Annotated in this window: 17 protein-coding genes; 16 read left to right on the top strand and 1 reads right to left on the bottom strand. The window is 63.8% G+C overall.

Annotated features, from left to right (window positions below; genetic code table 11):
• The first annotated feature begins 69 nt into the window (after positions 1-69).
• Positions 70-867, top strand: a complete 798-nt coding sequence (locus tag HS968_RS03165) for a universal stress protein (protein ID WP_182370113.1) — start codon at positions 70-72, stop codon at positions 865-867.
• Between the two features lie 223 nt (positions 868-1,090).
• Positions 1,091-1,732, top strand: a complete 642-nt coding sequence (locus HS968_RS03160) for a flagellar biosynthesis protein (RefSeq protein WP_179623686.1) — start codon at positions 1,091-1,093, stop codon at positions 1,730-1,732.
• 96 nt (positions 1,733-1,828) lie between these two features.
• On the opposite strand, the gene HS968_RS03155 is transcribed toward HS968_RS03160, so the two are convergent.
• Positions 1,829-2,602: a ParA family protein gene (locus HS968_RS03155; RefSeq protein ID WP_182370111.1), complete on the bottom strand. Its 774-nt coding sequence runs from the start codon at positions 2,600-2,602 to the stop codon at positions 1,829-1,831.
• A gap of 249 nt (positions 2,603-2,851) precedes the next feature.
• On the opposite strand from HS968_RS03155, the gene HS968_RS03150 reads away from it, so the two are divergent.
• The 14 genes from HS968_RS03150 (at position 2,852) to HS968_RS03085 (ending at position 16,176) form a co-directional block, all read left to right on the top strand.
• Positions 2,852-3,568, top strand: a complete 717-nt coding sequence (locus HS968_RS03150; protein WP_182370109.1) for a beta-ketoacyl synthase chain length factor — start codon at positions 2,852-2,854, stop codon at positions 3,566-3,568.
• On the top strand, positions 3,541-4,350 hold the full coding sequence (locus HS968_RS03145) for a lysophospholipid acyltransferase family protein (protein ID WP_170965147.1): 810 nt from the start codon (positions 3,541-3,543) through the stop codon (positions 4,348-4,350). Before HS968_RS03150 ends, HS968_RS03145 begins: the two co-directional genes overlap by 28 nt.
• A complete protein-coding gene (locus HS968_RS03140) occupies positions 4,331-4,591 on the top strand; it encodes a phosphopantetheine-binding protein (RefSeq protein WP_017678587.1) in 261 nt (86 codons plus the stop codon). Before HS968_RS03145 ends, HS968_RS03140 begins: the two co-directional genes overlap by 20 nt.
• Before the next feature lie 11 nt (positions 4,592-4,602).
• Positions 4,603-4,869: an acyl carrier protein gene (locus tag HS968_RS03135; protein WP_106737373.1), complete on the top strand. Its 267-nt coding sequence runs from the start codon at positions 4,603-4,605 to the stop codon at positions 4,867-4,869.
• A 4-nt stretch (positions 4,870-4,873) separates the two neighbouring features.
• On the top strand, positions 4,874-5,419 hold the full coding sequence (locus HS968_RS03130) for a COG4648 family protein (RefSeq protein ID WP_119692086.1): 546 nt from the start codon (positions 4,874-4,876) through the stop codon (positions 5,417-5,419).
• On the top strand, positions 5,416-7,080 hold the full coding sequence (locus HS968_RS03125; protein WP_119692087.1) for an acyl-CoA synthetase family protein: 1,665 nt from the start codon (positions 5,416-5,418) through the stop codon (positions 7,078-7,080). The genes HS968_RS03130 and HS968_RS03125 overlap by 4 nt, the downstream gene beginning before the upstream one ends.
• On the top strand, positions 7,073-7,819 hold the full coding sequence (locus HS968_RS03120; RefSeq protein WP_182370107.1) for a glycosyltransferase family 2 protein: 747 nt from the start codon (positions 7,073-7,075) through the stop codon (positions 7,817-7,819). Before HS968_RS03125 ends, HS968_RS03120 begins: the two co-directional genes overlap by 8 nt.
• Positions 7,816-8,763, top strand: a complete 948-nt coding sequence (locus HS968_RS03115) for an LpxL/LpxP family acyltransferase (RefSeq protein ID WP_182370106.1) — start codon at positions 7,816-7,818, stop codon at positions 8,761-8,763. Before HS968_RS03120 ends, HS968_RS03115 begins: the two co-directional genes overlap by 4 nt.
• The gene (locus tag HS968_RS03110) at positions 8,744-10,285 is read left to right on the top strand and encodes an HAL/PAL/TAL family ammonia-lyase (RefSeq protein WP_179623678.1); all 1,542 of its coding nucleotides are present in this window, start codon (positions 8,744-8,746) and stop codon (positions 10,283-10,285) included. The genes HS968_RS03115 and HS968_RS03110 overlap by 20 nt, the downstream gene beginning before the upstream one ends.
• 89 nt (positions 10,286-10,374) lie before the next feature.
• Positions 10,375-10,800, top strand: coding sequence for an acyl-CoA thioesterase (locus HS968_RS03105; RefSeq protein WP_119692091.1), 426 nt, complete (start codon positions 10,375-10,377; stop codon positions 10,798-10,800).
• 59 nt (positions 10,801-10,859) lie between these two features.
• The gene (locus tag HS968_RS03100) at positions 10,860-11,486 is read left to right on the top strand and encodes an outer membrane lipoprotein carrier protein LolA (protein ID WP_179623677.1); all 627 of its coding nucleotides are present in this window, start codon (positions 10,860-10,862) and stop codon (positions 11,484-11,486) included.
• The gene (locus tag HS968_RS03095; RefSeq protein ID WP_182370104.1) at positions 11,470-13,797 is read left to right on the top strand and encodes an MMPL family transporter; all 2,328 of its coding nucleotides are present in this window, start codon (positions 11,470-11,472) and stop codon (positions 13,795-13,797) included. The genes HS968_RS03100 and HS968_RS03095 overlap by 17 nt, the downstream gene beginning before the upstream one ends.
• Positions 13,794-14,942 (top strand): cation:proton antiporter, encoded by a 1,149-nt coding sequence (locus tag HS968_RS03090; RefSeq protein ID WP_182370102.1) that lies wholly within the window; start codon positions 13,794-13,796, stop codon positions 14,940-14,942. The genes HS968_RS03095 and HS968_RS03090 overlap by 4 nt, the downstream gene beginning before the upstream one ends.
• A complete protein-coding gene (locus tag HS968_RS03085; protein WP_182370100.1) occupies positions 14,929-16,176 on the top strand; it encodes an NAD(P)/FAD-dependent oxidoreductase in 1,248 nt (415 codons plus the stop codon). The genes HS968_RS03090 and HS968_RS03085 overlap by 14 nt, the downstream gene beginning before the upstream one ends.
• Positions 16,177-16,187 lie beyond the last annotated feature (11 nt).

The raw sequence follows: 16,187 nt of genomic DNA, 5'->3' as shown, positions 1-16,187 counted from the left end.
GTCAAAAGAGCGGCTATCTGAACAGGCACAATAAAATTGCCGAGGGGTATCGGCAGGAGAGCCGTCACCATGTTCAAGCACATCCTCATCGCCCATGACCTGCGCGACACCGCTGACATGGCGCTGTGCCGCGCCACCCAGCTGGCCCAGCAGCACAACGCCCGTCTGACCATCCTCCATGTGCTCGACCCGAGCCAGAGCAGCGACCAGCACGAGAAAGCCCGCCAAGCCCTGGATCGCAGCCTGACCCAGTACGCACCGGTCGGCACCGAACTGCGCATGCTCAGCGGCAAGCCCTCGGAAGTGGTGCTGCAACAGGTGCAGGACAGCGGCTGCGACCTGCTGGTGCTGGGCGGGCACCAGAAACGCCACGACTTCTTCTCCGGCACCAGCCTCGACCGCATCGCGCGTCGCTGCACCGTGCCGCTGCTGCTGGTGGCACGCAACGATTTCCAGCCCTACCAGCGGGCGCTGGCCGCCATCGACTTCTCACTGTGCGCCTGCAGCGCCCTGGGCCAGGCCTATCAACTGCTGCCAAGCCATGCCGAGCTGCATGCCTTGCATGTGTTCGAGCCGGACAAAGGCACGCCGCAGCAGGTCGAGTTGCAGTTGCAGACGCAACAGGGCCTGATCGATCAACTGCTGCATGACGAAGCGCAAAAGCTTCCGGATGACGGCCCGAAACTGAGCCACGAGGTGCTGCAAGGCGGCATCCTGCGCAGCCTGCAGGAGCAGATCAAGACCCGCCGCGGCGAACTGCTGGTGCTCGGCAGCCACGGCCGCAGCGCCTTCTCGCAGGCCTTGCTGGGCAGCCTGGCGCAGCACTTCCTGCACAAGGCGCCCTGCGACGTGTTCGTGGTGCGCTAGACCGATCACGAGAATCTGCGCGACCAGCCCCGCCCCCGCCATTGCTCTCACTCAGGACGGCCCATCGGCCGCCCTTTGTCTCGTCTGCCGACCAGAAGAATTGGACGCCACCCAGCCCTCCTAACTCGATGCCTGGGCGCAGCAGCATAGATGCCAATTCGCCATCACCCTTGTAGAATCGCCCCGCCTAATGGCCAAACCGATGCATACAAGGAATAGTTCTATGAGTATGGAAAAGACCTTCAGACTGGTCGCCGTTACCTTCCTGCTGGCGCTTTGCGTTGGCTGCGCAACGAGTCGTTCCGAGATCGATGTGAAGGTTCCTGCGCTGGAGCAGACCGGTAACCCTGAAGCCGGTAACGGCAAGAAGGTGTACATCAGCGCAGTTGATGAACGCGTTTTCGAAATCAAGCCGAGTCAGGCCGACATCCCATCACTGAAGAATGCGGAAACGACTGATCGCTCGATCACCGAGCGGGCCTTCGGCCGCAAGAGAAATGGCTATGGCAAGGCGCTCGGAGACGTCCTGCTGCCATCTGGCCGAACCGTGTCAGCCCTGGTCGAAGAGTCCGTGGCCTCTGCCTACCGACAAGCCGGCTATGACGTGGTGACAGAGTCCAACGCCGCAGGGGCCACCGAGGTGAAGGTTCGCGTCAAGGAGTTCTGGTCATGGTTCTCGCCAGGCTTCTTCTACGTGACGGTCAACAACAAGTCGCGCCTGGACATCGAAGCCGCAGGCCAGCCGAACATGGAGATCGTCACGCTGAAAAGCGATGGCATGCAGGCCGTTACCGATAGCGACTGGAAGGCAATCACCGAAGCCGGCCTCCTGGAAATCGCTCAGGAAGCAGCCAACAAGCTCTGATGAGCTTCAAACTGAAACAAAAGGACGCCCCGACATCATCGGGGCGTTCTTGTTTGGCGGGAGTGCTGACTTTCAACTAACCCGCGCTGGTCGGCGTCAATCAGCCGCGTTCAGCAGATCGTGCAGCTCGACGAATTGCTGGGTCAGTTTGTGCCGTGCATCCAGATGAATCAGCGGCGTGCAGACCTGGTGCGACTCACGCATCTTCACCGAGCTCATCAGGTTCACCGGCAATACCGGCAACCCTTCGGCGACCAGTTCATCCAGCAGTTGCTGCGGCAAGGTGGCACGCGGCTGGAACTGGTTGACCACGATGCCTTCCACCTCCAGTTCGTCGTTATGGTCTTCCTTCAACTCTTCTATCTCGGCCAGCAGGCCATACAGCGCATTGCGCGAGAAGCTGTCGCAGTCGAAGGGAATCAGCACGCGATCCGCCGCGATCAAGGCTGAAACCGTATAGAAATTCAGCGCAGGCGGCGTATCCAGGTAGATGTGGTCGTAATCCTCGGCCAACTCGTCGAGCAGTTTGCGCAGCTTGTTGATCTTGTGCTTCTGCTCGAGCTTGGGCTGCAGCTCGGCCAGCTCTGCGGTGGCAGTGACCACGTGCAGGTTGTCGAACGGCGTTTCGTAGATATCCACCTTGCCCTTCTTGGCGAACGGCCCTGAGGCCAGGGTCTGCTTGAAGAAATCGGCGATCCCCATGGGGATGTCCTCGCCAGTCAGGCCGGTGAGGTAGTGGGTCGAGTTGGCCTGAGCATCCAGGTCGATCAACAGCGTCCGGTATCCCTGCACCGCACTCACTGCCGCAAGATTGCAGGCAATGCTGGACTTGCCTACGCCCCCCTTCTGGTTGAACACCACACGTCGCATCGCTGCTCTCCCTGGATCTCGAATATTCCGAATTTTATGCAAAGCCCATGACAAGCACGAGACGTAGGCCACAACGCCATCATCCGCCCATCAGAAGAAGCTGCGCAACATTTGCACAGTACCGCGCGCATCTAGATAATGCCCGACCGAACAAGTACCGGCACTATGCCATGGCGCTGACTGACCCCGCCGCTTTCAGGCGTCTTGTCGTGCCGACCTGTATGCCCGGAGTGGCGAAAGCCTCGTGCTATGAATTTCCAGATCGAAGGATTGCGCGCCTGGGCCCCCGGCCTGGAGTCAGAGGATGATTGGCGTGCCTGGTGCAACGCCCCCGTGGTCGTGCCCGACGACCAACAACAGCCGGACGTAAGTTTTCTCCCCGCCATGCAACGGCGTCGCCTCAGTCGGCTGGCGCGCATGCTGTTCCATGTCGCCTGGCCGCTGGCAGAGGGGCAAGGCCCACTGCCACTGGTATTCGCCTCGCGTCATGGCGAAACCCCGCGCACGCTGGCCATCCTCAGCGAACTGGCGAAAGGCGAACCACTGTCGCCCACCCAATTCAGCCTGTCGGTGCATAACGCCATCATCGGACTGTGGTCGATCCTGCGTGAAGACACCAGCGAGATGACCGCCATGGCCGCTGCCGGCGACGGTCTGGAACAGGCCATGCTCGAAGCCAGTGGCCTGCTTGCCGAAGGCGCTCCTGCAGTGTTACTAGTTATTGCAGAAGAATTACCGCCTGACCTCTACACGCCCTATATAGATGACGTACCCTTCTCCTACGCGCTGGCTCTGCTGTTGAAACCGGGCAAAACCTGGACCTTGAGCCTCGCGCCCGCCGAATCCGGCTTAGCCGCCGCCTGGCCACACCCCCTGAACCTGTTGCGCGCCTTGCATGGTGGGCAACGAACGCTGATTCACTACTGGAAAGACCGCCAATGGACCTGGTCACGCAACGAGGCCTGAGCCCTTACAGCCCGCCTTATGCATGGAGGCTTGTCGCCACCGCTCTGAGCTTCGCCCTGTTCGGCGTCGGCGGTGTGTTGCTGCGCGTGCTGATATTTCCTCTGCTCAGCCTGCTGCCCGGCGACACCCTGCGCCGACGCACCCGCGCACGTGCAGTGGTCAGCTGGACGTTTCGCGTGTTCGTCGAGTTCATGTACCGCACCGGCGTGCTCACCTATGAGGTGGAGGGTGCAGAACGCCTGGGCCGCCCTGGACAGGTGGTGATCGCCAATCATCCCTCGCTGATCGATGTGGTGGTGCTGATCGCCTTCATTCGCGACGCCAACTGCGTGGTCAAGCAGAGCCTGTGGGAAAACCCCTGCATGCGCGGGCCGATTCGCGCCGCCCAATACATCAGCAACAGCGGCAGCATGGACATGCTCGACGAAGCCGCCGGTGCCCTGCAAAGTGGCGAAACCCTGATCATTTTCCCCGAAGGCACCCGCACCGTACCCGGCACCAACCCGGAATTTCACCGTGGCGCAGCAGCGATTGCGGTACGCGGCGCCAGCGTGGTGACCCCGGTGGTCATCAGCGTGACCCCCACCACCCTGACCAAGGCCGAACCCTGGTACAGCATTCCGTCGCGTCGTTTTCACTTTCGCCTGCGGGTCGGTGAGGATATCGATCCGCGGCAATTCACCGAGCAGGCCCCTTTGCCGATTGCCTCGCGCAAGCTCAACGACCATCTGCATCAACACTTTATGAAGGAGCTCGCCTCAGATGAGCGATCTGCAACTTGAAATCAAGAACCTGATCATCGATGCCCTCGGCCTAGAGGACATGAGCGCCGACGACATTGGCGCTGAGCAGACGCTGTTTGGCGAAGGGCTCGGTCTGGACTCGGTAGACGCACTCGAACTGGGTCTGGCGATCCAGAAGCGTTTCGGCATCAAGATCGACGCCGAAGCCAAGGACACGCGCAAGCACTTCGCCAACGTAGCGAGCCTGGCTGCATTCGTTTCTGCTCAGAAAGCTGCTTGAGGATTTCACCGATGCAAAGCCGTGAAGAAATCTTCGTCACCCTGCGTAGCGCCCTGGTGGAACTGTTCGAGCTGGATGCCGAGCGCGTGACCCTGGACGCCAGCCTGTATGAAGACCTGGAGATCGACAGCATCGATGCCGTCGACCTGATCGACCACATCAAGCGCCAGACCGGGCGCAAGCTCGCCGCCGAAGAGTTCAAGAGCGTGCGCAGCGTCGGCGATGTGGTCGAGGCCGTCTACCGCCTGATCAACGACGTTCCTCAGACTCAAGACTGACCCGATGGCTCGCCTGTTTGGCCTGCTGTTGCTGATAGCCGGCGTGCTCTATCCCTTCGCCGTCTACTACGGCATGGAGCACTGGTCACCACGTCTGTTCGCCGCATTGCTGGGCGGACTCTGGCTGGCCCGTGTGCTGACGGCACGCAGCCGGCCGGGCGGGCTGTGGCTGGCCGTTGCGGCGTTGGCGTTCTGCTTGCTGCTCGGTATCGCGAACGAGCCCACTCTGCTGCGTTGGTATCCGGTGCTGCTCAACCTGATGCTGCTGGCGCTGTTCGGCCTCAGCCTGAAATTCGGCCCACCGCTGGTGGAACGCATGGCACGCCTGCGTGAGCCGCAGCTGCCAGAAGTCGCCGTGCGCTACACGCGCAAGGTCACCCTGGTCTGGACGCTGTTTTTCCTCGGCAACACGTTCTTGCTGATGGCGCTGGCGATGTGGGCGCCGCTCTCCTGGTGGACGCTTTACACCGGATTCATCTCTTACGGCCTGATTGGCCTGTTGTTCGCTGGCGAATGGTTGGTTCGCCAGCAGGTAAGGAAACACGAATGACCTGGCTGCCCCTCACCGACCTATTGCTGGAGGCTCACGCTGGCCGTCAGATCGCCCTGGAACCCGCACTCGATCATACCGAGCTGCACCAGCGCGCATTGCGCCTGGCTGCAGCCCTACAGACGCGCGGCGTACAACGCGTGGCGCTGTATCTGGAAGATGCCGCTGAACTGGCCATCGCCCTGCTCGGCGCCTGGCGCGCCGGGGTGCAGGTATTGCTGCCGGCCGATGCCCAGGCGCAGACCCGCCAGCGTCTGGCGGCCCAGGTCGATCTGTGGCTGGACGATTTGGCTGGGCTGGACGCCGAGGCGCTGCCCGCTGCCGCTCTCGACCCCGAGCACTGCCGTCTGACCCTGTGCACCTCAGGCTCCAGCGGCGAACCCAAGCTGATCGACAAGAGCCTGGCGCAACTGGCCAATGAGGTCGAGGCGCTGGAACGCTTGTGGGGAGCGAACCTCGGCCAGGCGACCATCCTCGGCAGCGTCGCCTGCCAGCATATCTACGGCCTGCTGTTCCGCCTGCTGTGGCCACTGTGCGCAGGCCGCCCCCTGTATCGCCGCGCACTGCCTTTCCCAGAAGATCTGCAACAAGTAAGCCTCAGCCAGACTGGCTTCGCCTGGATAGCGAGTCCCGCCCTGCTCAAGCGCATGGGTGACAACCTCGACTGGCCGGCGCTGAGCCGCGTGAAGCAGGTGTTCTCTTCCGGTGGCGCGCTGCCTGGTGAAGCGGCCGAGTCCCTGCACGAACGCCTGAGCCAGTGGCCGACGGAAATCTATGGCAGCTCGGAAACCGGCGGTATCGGCTGGCGTCAGGGCGACACGCCCTGGCAGCCATTCCCAGGCGTCGAGCTGAGCCTCGATGAGGCCGGAGCCCTGCGCATCGCCTCGCCGTACTTGCCAGCCGGACATATCGAACAGAGTGCGGATGCCGCCGAGATCGGTGACGATGGTCGTTTCGTCCTGCGCGGGCGTCTCGACCGCATCGTCAAGCTGGAAGAAAAACGCATCTCCCTGCCCATGCTCGAGCAGGCGCTGATCAATCATGACTGGGTTACCGATGCGCGCCTGGGTGTCATTCAGGAAGGCCGCGCCTTCCTCGGTGCCTTGCTGGCGCTGAGCCCCAGCGGCGTGCATGCCCTGCGCAACCAGGGCCGCCGCAGCGTGACCGAAACCCTGCGCCGGCACCTGGCCGAACACTGCGAAACCATCGCCCTGCCGCGCCGCTGGCGTCTGCTGCTGGAATTACCCTACAGCAGCCAGGGCAAGCTGGCGCAGAGTCAGGTCGAAGCCCTGCTGGCAGAGCCACGGCCGACGCGAGTGGAACCGATCAGCGCCGAAGAGCGCGACGGCGAATGGCTGCTGCAGTTGCAGGTACCGCTGGATCTGGCCCATTTCACCGGTCATTTCCCGCAGACACCAGTGCTGCCGGGCGTGGTGCAGATAGACTGGGCACAGCAACTGGCTCGCCAGCTGATCGCCCAGCTGCCGCCGCGTTTCGCCGGCATGGAAGTGCTGAAGTTCCAGCAACTGGTGCGCCCCGGCGATACCCTGCAGCTGTCGCTGCGCTTCGATGCCGAACGCGGCAAGCTCTACTTCGCCTACCGCAATGGTGAGGCTGCCTGCTCGTCCGGGCGCGTTCTGCTGGAGCAGGCCCATGGCTGAGTCTGGCTTCAATCCCTGCGCGGTGATTCCGGTGTACAACCACGAGCGGCCATTGCCCGGCGTGGTCGGGGAACTGCGCGGCGCTGGGTTGCCTTGCCTGCTGGTGGATGACGGCTCGAACGCGACCTGCGCCGCAGTCATGGACGAACTGGCGCAACAAGCGGACGTCCATCTGCTGCGCCTGTCCGCCAACCTGGGCAAAGGGGGCGCGGTGATGGCTGGCCTGCGCGAAGCGGCACGCCTCGGCTATAGCCATGCATTGCAGGTAGACGCTGACGGTCAGCACGACCTGAGCACCCTGGATCGTTTCATCGCCACCGCCCGCGCGCATCCGCAGGCCTTGGTCTGCGGCTATCCGCAATACGATGCGAGCGTGCCCAAGTCGCGCCTGTACGCCCGCTACCTGACCCATGTCTGGGTCTGGATCAACTGCCTGTCGCTACAGGTGCGCGACTCCATGTGTGGCTTCCGCGTCTATCCACTGCCGCCCACCCTGGCCCTGCTCGATACGGTGAAGCTCGGCCGGCGCATGGATTTCGACACCGAGATTCTGGTACGCATGGCCTGGCGCGAGCAGCCGATGCACTGGCTACCGACCCGCGTGCACTACCCGGCCGATGGGCTTTCGCACTTTCGTCTGTGGCACGACAACCTGCTGATCTCCGGCATGCATGCGCGGCTGTTCTTCGGCATGCTGCTGCGCGCACCGCGCATCCTCTGGCGCAGGCTGGCCGCATGAGCACTGCCGAGCACAACGAGCACTGGGCCCGGCAGAAGGAGCGCGGCAGTTTCCTGCTGATGCGTTTCACCGTCGCGGCCGCGCGCCTGCTCGGCCGTCGCCCCCTGGTGCCGCTGCTGTATCTGATCGTGCTGTACTTCTACCTCTTCGGCCGTAGCGCACGCACCAGCATTCATCAGTACCAGAACAACCTGGCCGCCTGGAGCGCACGCCCCGATCTGCGCCCAAGCCGCAGTTCCGTGCTGCGTCAGTTCCTCGCGTTCGCCGACAGTCTGCTGGACAAGCTCGATGTGTGGAACGGCCGTCTGCCACTGCAGCAGCTGCAACTGGACGATCCCGACGACATCCGTGGGCAACTGCATAAAGGTGGCCGCGGACGCCTGCTGGTCGGCGCGCACCTGGGTAATCTGGAGGTCTGCCGCGCCCTCGCCGAGCTCGGCGAGCAGGTATGCATGAACGTACTGGTGCACACCAAGCACGCCGAGCGCTTCAACCGTCTGCTGGGCGAGTCCGGCGCCAGCCACCTGCGCCTGATTCAGGTCAGCGAGCTGGATCCGGCGATCATGCTGCAACTGGCCGAACGCCTGGAGCGCGGCGAGTGGCTGGCCATCGCCGGCGACCGTGTGCCCCTGCATGGCGGGCGCAGCGTGGTGGTCGACTTCCTCGGTCTGCCGGCAGCGTTTCCGCAAGGTCCCTGGTTGCTGGCCGGCCTGCTGCAATGCCCGGTCGGGCTGATGCACTGCCTGAAGATCGACGGGCGCTACCAGGTGCGCCTGGAGCATTTCGCCGATGCCGTGAGCTGGAAGCGCAGCGAGCGCGACCAGGTGGTTCATGGCTGGGCACAACGTTACGCGCAGCGCCTGGGCGAACACTGCCTGGACGCACCGCAACAATGGTTCAACTTCTACCCTTTCTGGAAGCGAGATGACGACATACCAGCCTGAGCCGGTGATCTTCGGCGAGCGCGCCCTGACCATCGAGAACATCGTAGCCCTGTCGCAGCGCCAGGCCCGCGCCCAGTTGCAGGACGATGCCGCCTACCGGGAAAAAATCGCCAAGGGCGCGCGCTTTCTCGACACCCTGCTGGACAAGGAAGGCGTGATCTACGGCGTCACCACCGGCTATGGCGACTCCTGCGTGGTAGCCGTGCCACTGCATCAGGTCGAGGCACTGCCCAAGCATCTGTTCACCTTCCACGGCTGCGGCCTGGGCAAACTGCTCGACGCGCCAAGTACCCGCGCCGTGCTAGCTGCCCGCTTGCAGTCGCTGTGCCATGGCGTTTCCGGGGTGCGCGTGGAACTGCTGGAGCGTATCCAGGCGTTCATCGATCACGACGTGCTGCCCTTGATCCCGGAAGAAGGCTCGGTCGGCGCCAGCGGCGATCTCACGCCGCTGTCCTACGTCGCCGCCACCCTCAGCGGTGAACGCGAGGTGCTGTACAAGGGTGAACGCCGCAGCGCCGCCGAGATCCATGAAGAGCTCGGCTGGGCGCCACTGACCCTGCGCCCGAAAGAAGCCCTGGCGCTGATGAACGGCACCGCCGTGATGACCGCCCTGGCCTGCCTGGCCTACGCTCGTGCCGACTACCTGCTGAAACTGGCCACGCGCATCACCGCACTCAACGTGATCGCCCTGGAAGGCAACCCGGAGCACTTCGACGAGCGCCTGTTCGCCGCCAAACCGCACCCGGGCCAGACCCAGGTCGCCGCCTGGATTCGCCAGGATCTGGCCGTCGAAGCGCCACTGCCGCCGCTGCACCGCCTGCAGGATCGCTACTCGATCCGTTGCGCGCCGCACGTGCTCGGGGTGCTGGCCGACAGCCTGGGTTTGCTGCGCCAGTTCATCGAGACCGAACTCAACAGCGCCAATGACAACCCGCTGTTCGACGCCGAGACCGAGCGCACCCTGCACGGCGGCCACTTCTATGGCGGGCATATCGCCTTCGCCATGGACAGCCTGAAGAACCTGGTCGGCAACGTCGCCGACCTGCTCGACCGCCAGCTCGCCCTGCTGGTCGACACGCGCTACAACCACGGCCTGCCGAGCAACCTGTCCGGCGCGCCAGTCGAGACGGCGATGATCAACCACGGCTTCAAGGCCGTGCAGATCGGTGCCAGCGCCTGGACTGCCGAAGCGCTGAAGAACACCCTGCCGGCCAGCGTGTTCTCGCGCTCCACCGAGTGCCACAACCAGGACAAGGTGAGCATGGGCACCATCGCCGCGCGTGACGCCCTGCGCAGCCTGGAGCTGACCGAGCAGGTCGCCGCCGCCACCCTGTTGGCCGCCAACCAGGGCGTGTGGCTGCGCCAGCGCGCCGGCAAGCAGGACATTCCCGCGCCGCTGGCCGCCATGCGCGAACAACTGGCCAGCGACTTCCCGCCAGTGATCGAGGATCGCGCCCTGGAAGGCGAACTGCGTCTGTGCCTGGAGCGTATTCGCAACCAGCACTGGAGGCTGTATGCGTAGGCAGCCTGTAGGCTGGGCTTCAGCCCACCGCAACCGCCGACTGTGACATTTACTGGTGGGCTGAAGCCCACCCTACGGGAGTATTCGCCATGCGTAGCAAGGGCGTATTGCAGGCGCAGATCGAACTGCAAGTGCAGTTCTATGACGTCGACATGATGGAAATCGTCTGGCATGGCCACTACGTCAAGTACTTCGAGCAGGCGCGTTGCGCCCTGCTCGACAAGCTCGACCACAACTACAAGCAGATGCGCGACTCCGGCTACGCCTGGCCGGTGATCGACCTGCAGGTGCGCTACGTACGTGGCGCCCAGTTCGGCCAACGCATCATCGTGCGCGCCGACCTGGTGGAGTGGGAAAGCCGCCTGAAGATCAACTACCTGATCAGCGATGCCGAGACGGGCGAGCGCATGACCCGTGGCAGCACCGTGCAGGTGGCCGTGGAAATCGCCACGCGAGAAATGCAGTTCGCCTCGCCACAGGTCTTCATCGATGCCGTGCAGAGGGCCATCGCGTGAACAGCATGCATCCGGGCGCCCACCGCCAAGCGGAAGGACAAGGTCAATGCATAGCCCGGATGCAATCCGGGAGGCACTTCATTACCCGCTACCTCTCCCGGATTGCATCCGGGCTACTGCTGGCTGGCATTGCCCAGTTGGCAATGGCCTTCGACCTCGACCAGCTCAGCGAGCAGCTCGGCGAACCTGAAGTGGTGCGCGGCAGTTTCATCCAGGAAAAGCACCTGCGCGCACTGCCGCAACCGCTGACCAGCCGCGGCCGCTTCGTCCTGGCCAAGGACTACGGCCTGCTCTGGCTGCTCGAACGCCCGCTGCAACAGGACTATCGCATCGACGCGCAAGGCATCGCCCGGCGCGGTGAGCAAGGCTGGCAGTTCGTCGCCCAGCAAAGCGCCACCGCCCAGCAGAACCGCCTGTTTCTCGCCGTGCTCAAGGGCGACAGCAGCGGCCTGCGTCAGGACTTCGAACTCAGCCTGAGCGGCAGTGCCGAGGCCTGGCAGCTTGATCTGACGCCTCGCAGCGTCCTGCTCAAGCAGGTATTCAAGGCCATCGTCATCAGTGGCGGTGAACTGGTGCAGCGCATCGAACTGCAGGAAACCCAGGGCGACAGCACCGTGTTGCGCCTGGAAGACAATCAGGCCGATCAGTCCCTGAGCGATGCGGAGCGACATGACTTCCAGAGTTGAATACTGGGGTTCACGGCTTTTCCCGCTCGCCCTGCTCCTGCTCGTTTTCGTTGCTGCCTGGCAGTGGCGCGGGGGTGCGCCTGTCTCGGCCAACCTGCTGGAGCTGGTGCCCAGCGGTAAGCCGGACGCGCTCGAACAGCAGGCCGTGCAACGCATGCAGGAGCCACTCAACCGCGAACTGCTGGTGTTGATCAGCCACCCGCAGCGCGAGCAAGCCCTGGCGCTGGCCGCTGAGCTGGGCGCGCACTGGCAGCAGCAGGCACTGTTCGAAAAGGTGCAGTGGGATCCGCAGGCCGACCTGTCCAGCATACGCCAGCAATTGCAGGATCAACGCCTGGCACTACTGCCGGCGGCTGATCGTCAGTTGCTGATCGACAATCCGGCCGCCTTCATCGCAAGACGCGTTCAGGATCTGTTCGACCCCTTCCGCAGCCAGGGCGTGGTCGCCACCAATGATGACCTGCTCGGCCTCAGCACCCTGGTGGAGAAGAGTCTTCCCCATCACCACAATGTCCAGGTCGATCTCAGCGGCGCACTGATCGCCGAAAGCGCAGGCACCACCTGGGCACTGCTGCGCGCCCGCACCAATGCCGATGCCTTCGACGGCAACCTGGCACTGGCCGTGGATGATCTGGTCACCCAGGCCCGTGACGAGGTGCAAGCACGCGGCGGCCAGCTGCTCGCCAGTAGCGGGCTGCTGTATTCCGCCCACGGCCAGCGCGAAGCCACGCGTGAAATCAGCCTGATGGGTGGCATCGCCAGTGCCGGTGCCCTGCTGCTGATGCTGCTGGTGTTTCGCCGGGTACGCGTATTGCTGGCCTTCATCCCCGCCGCCATCGGCGTGTTCGCCGGGCTCACGGCTTGTGTCGCGGTGTTCGGCCATATCCATGTGATGACGCTGGTGCTGGGTGCGAGCCTGATCGGTGTGGCCATCGACTATCCCCTGCACCTGCTGTCGAAGAGCTGGACGCTGCAACCCTGGGACAGCTGGCGTGCCCTGCGCGCGACGCTGCTCGGCCTGAGCCTCGGTCTGGTGACCAACGTCATCGGCTACCTGGCCCTGGCCTTCACCCCATTCCCGGCGCTGAAACAAGTGGCGATCTTCTCCGCCGCCGGCCTGCTCGGCGCCTACCTGAGCACACTGTTCCTGTTGCCAACCCTGCTCGGCAAGGCCGAGATACGTCCCTGGCAGCCGCCTCATGCTCTGGCGCAACGCCTGCTCGACTGGCGCGAAGCCTTGCTGCGCAAACTGCCAACTCCCTGGCTACTATTGATCTTCGCCCTGTTCTGCGCAGGCGGTCTGATGCAGCTCTCGCACAAGGACGACCTGCGTCAGTGGGCCAGCGTGCCGCCGCAATTGCTGGAGCAATCGAAAGCCATCAGCCAGATCGCCGGCATGCAACCGACCAGTCAGTTCTTCCTGGTGCGCGGCGCCGATGAGGAGCAACTCCTGCAACGCCAGCTGATACTGAGTCAGCGCCTGGACACGCTGGTGGAACAAGGCCAGCTCAAAAGCTATCTGGCACTGAGCCAGTTGGTCGCACCGGCCACGCAGCAGGACACACTGCGCCTGGCGCTGGCACAACTCCCACGCCACAGTGCGGCGCTCGCCGAACTGGGCATTCCTGCCGAGGCCATCGAGCAGGAGGCGCAACACCTGCAAACCCTGCCCACCCTGAACATCGAGCAGGTGCTCGCCGCGCCGCTGAGCGAACCCTGGCGCCCGCTCTGGCTGGGCAACGCCGATGATGGCCAGGTCGCCGGGCTGATCAGCCTGCAAGGCCTGACCAACAGCAATCTGCTGGCAGCCCAGGTCGAGGGGCTGGACGGCGTGAAGCTGGTCGACCGCCTCGGTGAACTCAATCGCCTGTTCGCCGCTACCCAGGTCAGCGCCGCCGAACTCAAGCTGGCCTCCTGCCTGCTGATCTTCGCCGTGCTGTGCATCTCCTTCGGCGCACGCGGGGCAGCACGCATATTGGCGGTATCGCTGCTGGCCGCGCTGGCCAGCCTGGCCAGCCTCGGCTGGCTCGGTCAGCCGCTGACCCTGTTCAGCCTGTTCGGCCTGTTGCTGGTCACCGCCATCGGCGTGGACTACGCCATCCTGATCCGCGAACGGGTCGGCGGCGCCGCCACCAGCCTGCTCGGCACACTGTTGTCGGCGCTGACCACCTGGCTGTCGTTCGGTCTGCTGGCCGTGTCGAGCACACCGGCAGTCAGTAATTTCGGCCTGACCATCAGCATCGGCCTGGCCTTCAGTTTCCTCCTCGCGCCCTGGGCAGGTGACGCGCTTGCGAAGGAGCCGCAGCCATGACCGTCGCCCTGTTCTGGCTGCTGGCCCTGGCCATTTACGCACTGGTCGCAGTCATCGGCGGACGCCGCCTGATTCCCATCGTCGGTCAGTTGCTGGTGGCCGCGCTGGCCATTCCGGCGCTGCTGTTGCTATGGGCCGAGCCGCACTGGCAGTTGAGCGCCAGCGACCTGCTCGCGCCCGGCTGGCTGAACCTCGCCTATGGCCTGTGCTTTGCGCTGCTACTCGGCTACATCCTCAGCGACGTGATCGACCTCGATCTCAGCCCGGCCTGCGTGAAGATCGCCCTGCCGAGTTTTCTCGTGCCGATGCTGGCGGGCCTGGCCTGCTCACTCTGGCTGCTGCCTGACGAGCGCGGCTGGCTGAGTGCGGTGGGCATCGGCCTGCTGTTCTCCATCACCGCCATTCCGGTGCTCTATCTGTTCCTGCAGAGCATCGGCTACCCAGCCGCCGCTACCAAACGCCTGCTGCACGCAGCGATCCTGATGGATTTCATGTGCTGGAGCCTGTTCGGCCTGGCCCAGGGCAGCAGCCAACCCGCGACACTGCTGTGGCCGCTGCTGGCAGCACTGCTGCCTCTGGTGCTGCGCGCAGTCAGACTGAATCACCCGTCGTTCTATAGCCTGCCGTTCTTCGCCCTAATGGTGCTGTTCCAGCAACTGGGGCTGAACGCGCTGGTGTTCGGCATCGCCTACATGCTCTGCCTGGGCTACCTGAAGCAGCCTTTCGTCCTGCCATTGGCACAGCGTCACTGGAAGCTGTTGATGAATGGCATCGCAGTGCCGCTGATCCTCACTTACGGCGTGCTGCGGGTAGATTTCCATGGCCTGGATCAACATCTCTCCTGGCTGGTCTTGGGTACCCTGCTGGCGCTGCCGGTCATCAGCAAGGTGCTTGGCAGCTGGCTGGGCCTGCATTGGGCAGACCCGGCCGCATCGGCACGGATCAAGTGGCGCGAAAGCCTGCTGCTGAACATCCGTGGCCTGACTGAAATCGTGTTCCTCAACCTGCTCCTGCAGCTCCAGCTGATTGATTCAACGGTGTACTTCGGCCTGCTGCTGATGAGTCTGTTCTCTACTCTGTTGCCTGCCCTGCTGGGCCGGCACGTGGCCAATCATGAAGCGAAAGCCCGCTATGAAATCTCCTGAACTCGAACAACGTCAGATCGTCGTCATCGGTGCCGGCCCCTCTGGCGCCATCGCCGCCGCCATTCTCAAGCGCCAGGGCCATGACGTACTGGTGCTGGAGCGCCAGCGTTTCCCGCGTTTCTCCATCGGCGAGAGTCTGCTGTCGCACTGCCTGGACTTCGTCGAAGAGGCCGGCATGCTCGAAGCGGTTCAGGCCGCCGGTTTCCAGACCAAGCACGGCGCCGCGTTCGCCTGGGGCGAGCGTTACACCAGCTTCGACTTCCGCGACAAATTCACCGAGGGCAAGGGTTCGACCTACCAGGTAATCCGTGCCGACTTCGACAAGCTGCTGGCCGACGAGGCCGAGCGCCAGGGCGTGGAGATTCGCTACGAGGAAGAAATCTTCGCTGCCGACTTCAGCGGCGACTGCCCGCGCCTGTCAGTACGCCGCCTGGCCGACGGTCATGAATACCAGGTCGAGTGCGCCTTCGTTCTCGACGGCAGTGGTTATGGCCGCGTGTTGCCGCGCCTGCTCGACCTCGATACGCCATCGGCTTTCCCGGTACGCCGCGCGGTGTTCACCCACATCGAGGACAACATCGATCCGGCCTCCGCTTTCAACCGCGAGATGATCCTCATCACCACCCATCCGACTCTGCGCGACGTGTGGTTCTGGACCATTCCGTTCAGCAACGGCCGCTGCTCGCTGGGCGTGGTCGCCGCGGCCGAGCATTACGAGAACTACCCGAAGGATCTCGATGCCTGCCTCAAGCAGTTCGTCGCCGAGACCCCATCGCTGAGCAAGGTGCTGGGCAATGCCGTGTGGGACACCCCGGCACGCGAGATCAACGGTTACTCGGCCAACGTCAAGAGCCTGCACGGCCCGGGCTTCGCCCTGCTGGGCAACGCCGCCGAATTCCTCGACCCGGTATTCAGCTCGGGCGTGACCATCGCCATGCGCTCGGCGAGCATGGCCGCCGGGCTGCTGCATCGTCAGTTGGGTGGCGAAACGGTGGACTGGGAAACCGAGTTCGCCATCCCGCTCAAGCGTGGCGTGGATACCTTCCGCGTCTACGTCGAAGGCTGGTATGAGGGCTCCTTCCAGGACGTGATCTATTACGAGAACGCTTCGCCGGAGATTCGCCGCATGATCAGCTCGATCCTTGCCGGCTACGCCTGGGACGGTAAAAATCCCTATGTTTCCGAACCTCGCCGGCGCCTGCGCGTGCTGGCCGAGCTTTGTTCACAGCCCTGACAAGGACAGTC

The sequence above is a fragment of the Pseudomonas berkeleyensis genome (assembly GCF_014109765.1).
GTDB classification, from domain to species: Bacteria; Pseudomonadota; Gammaproteobacteria; order Pseudomonadales; family Pseudomonadaceae; genus Aquipseudomonas; species Aquipseudomonas berkeleyensis.
Note: the sequence above shows the minus strand (reverse complement) of the source record. Positions and strands in the feature narration are given on the sequence as shown.

What these genes read in the sequence shown, in the direction of transcription:
- HS968_RS03165 (WP_182370113.1), top strand. Translation starts at nt 70, where the DNA reads ATGTTCAAGCACATCCTCATCGCCCATGACCTGCGCGACACCGCTGAC.
- HS968_RS03160 (WP_179623686.1), top strand. Translation starts at nt 1,091, where the DNA reads ATGAGTATGGAAAAGACCTTCAGACTGGTCGCCGTTACCTTCCTGCTG.
- HS968_RS03155 (WP_182370111.1), bottom strand. Translation starts at nt 2,602, where the DNA reads ATGCGACGTGTGGTGTTCAACCAGAAGGGGGGCGTAGGCAAGTCCAGC.
- HS968_RS03150 (WP_182370109.1), top strand. Translation starts at nt 2,852, where the DNA reads ATGAATTTCCAGATCGAAGGATTGCGCGCCTGGGCCCCCGGCCTGGAG.
- HS968_RS03145 (WP_170965147.1), top strand. Translation starts at nt 3,541, where the DNA reads ATGGACCTGGTCACGCAACGAGGCCTGAGCCCTTACAGCCCGCCTTAT.
- HS968_RS03140 (WP_017678587.1), top strand. Translation starts at nt 4,331, where the DNA reads ATGAGCGATCTGCAACTTGAAATCAAGAACCTGATCATCGATGCCCTC.
- HS968_RS03135 (WP_106737373.1), top strand. Translation starts at nt 4,603, where the DNA reads ATGCAAAGCCGTGAAGAAATCTTCGTCACCCTGCGTAGCGCCCTGGTG.
- HS968_RS03130 (WP_119692086.1), top strand. Translation starts at nt 4,874, where the DNA reads ATGGCTCGCCTGTTTGGCCTGCTGTTGCTGATAGCCGGCGTGCTCTAT.
- HS968_RS03125 (WP_119692087.1), top strand. Translation starts at nt 5,416, where the DNA reads ATGACCTGGCTGCCCCTCACCGACCTATTGCTGGAGGCTCACGCTGGC.
- HS968_RS03120 (WP_182370107.1), top strand. Translation starts at nt 7,073, where the DNA reads ATGGCTGAGTCTGGCTTCAATCCCTGCGCGGTGATTCCGGTGTACAAC.
- HS968_RS03115 (WP_182370106.1), top strand. Translation starts at nt 7,816, where the DNA reads ATGAGCACTGCCGAGCACAACGAGCACTGGGCCCGGCAGAAGGAGCGC.
- HS968_RS03110 (WP_179623678.1), top strand. Translation starts at nt 8,744, where the DNA reads ATGACGACATACCAGCCTGAGCCGGTGATCTTCGGCGAGCGCGCCCTG.
- HS968_RS03105 (WP_119692091.1), top strand. Translation starts at nt 10,375, where the DNA reads ATGCGTAGCAAGGGCGTATTGCAGGCGCAGATCGAACTGCAAGTGCAG.
- HS968_RS03100 (WP_179623677.1), top strand. Translation starts at nt 10,860, where the DNA reads ATGCAATCCGGGAGGCACTTCATTACCCGCTACCTCTCCCGGATTGCA.
- HS968_RS03095 (WP_182370104.1), top strand. Translation starts at nt 11,470, where the DNA reads ATGACTTCCAGAGTTGAATACTGGGGTTCACGGCTTTTCCCGCTCGCC.
- HS968_RS03090 (WP_182370102.1), top strand. Translation starts at nt 13,794, where the DNA reads ATGACCGTCGCCCTGTTCTGGCTGCTGGCCCTGGCCATTTACGCACTG.
- HS968_RS03085 (WP_182370100.1), top strand. Translation starts at nt 14,929, where the DNA reads ATGAAATCTCCTGAACTCGAACAACGTCAGATCGTCGTCATCGGTGCC.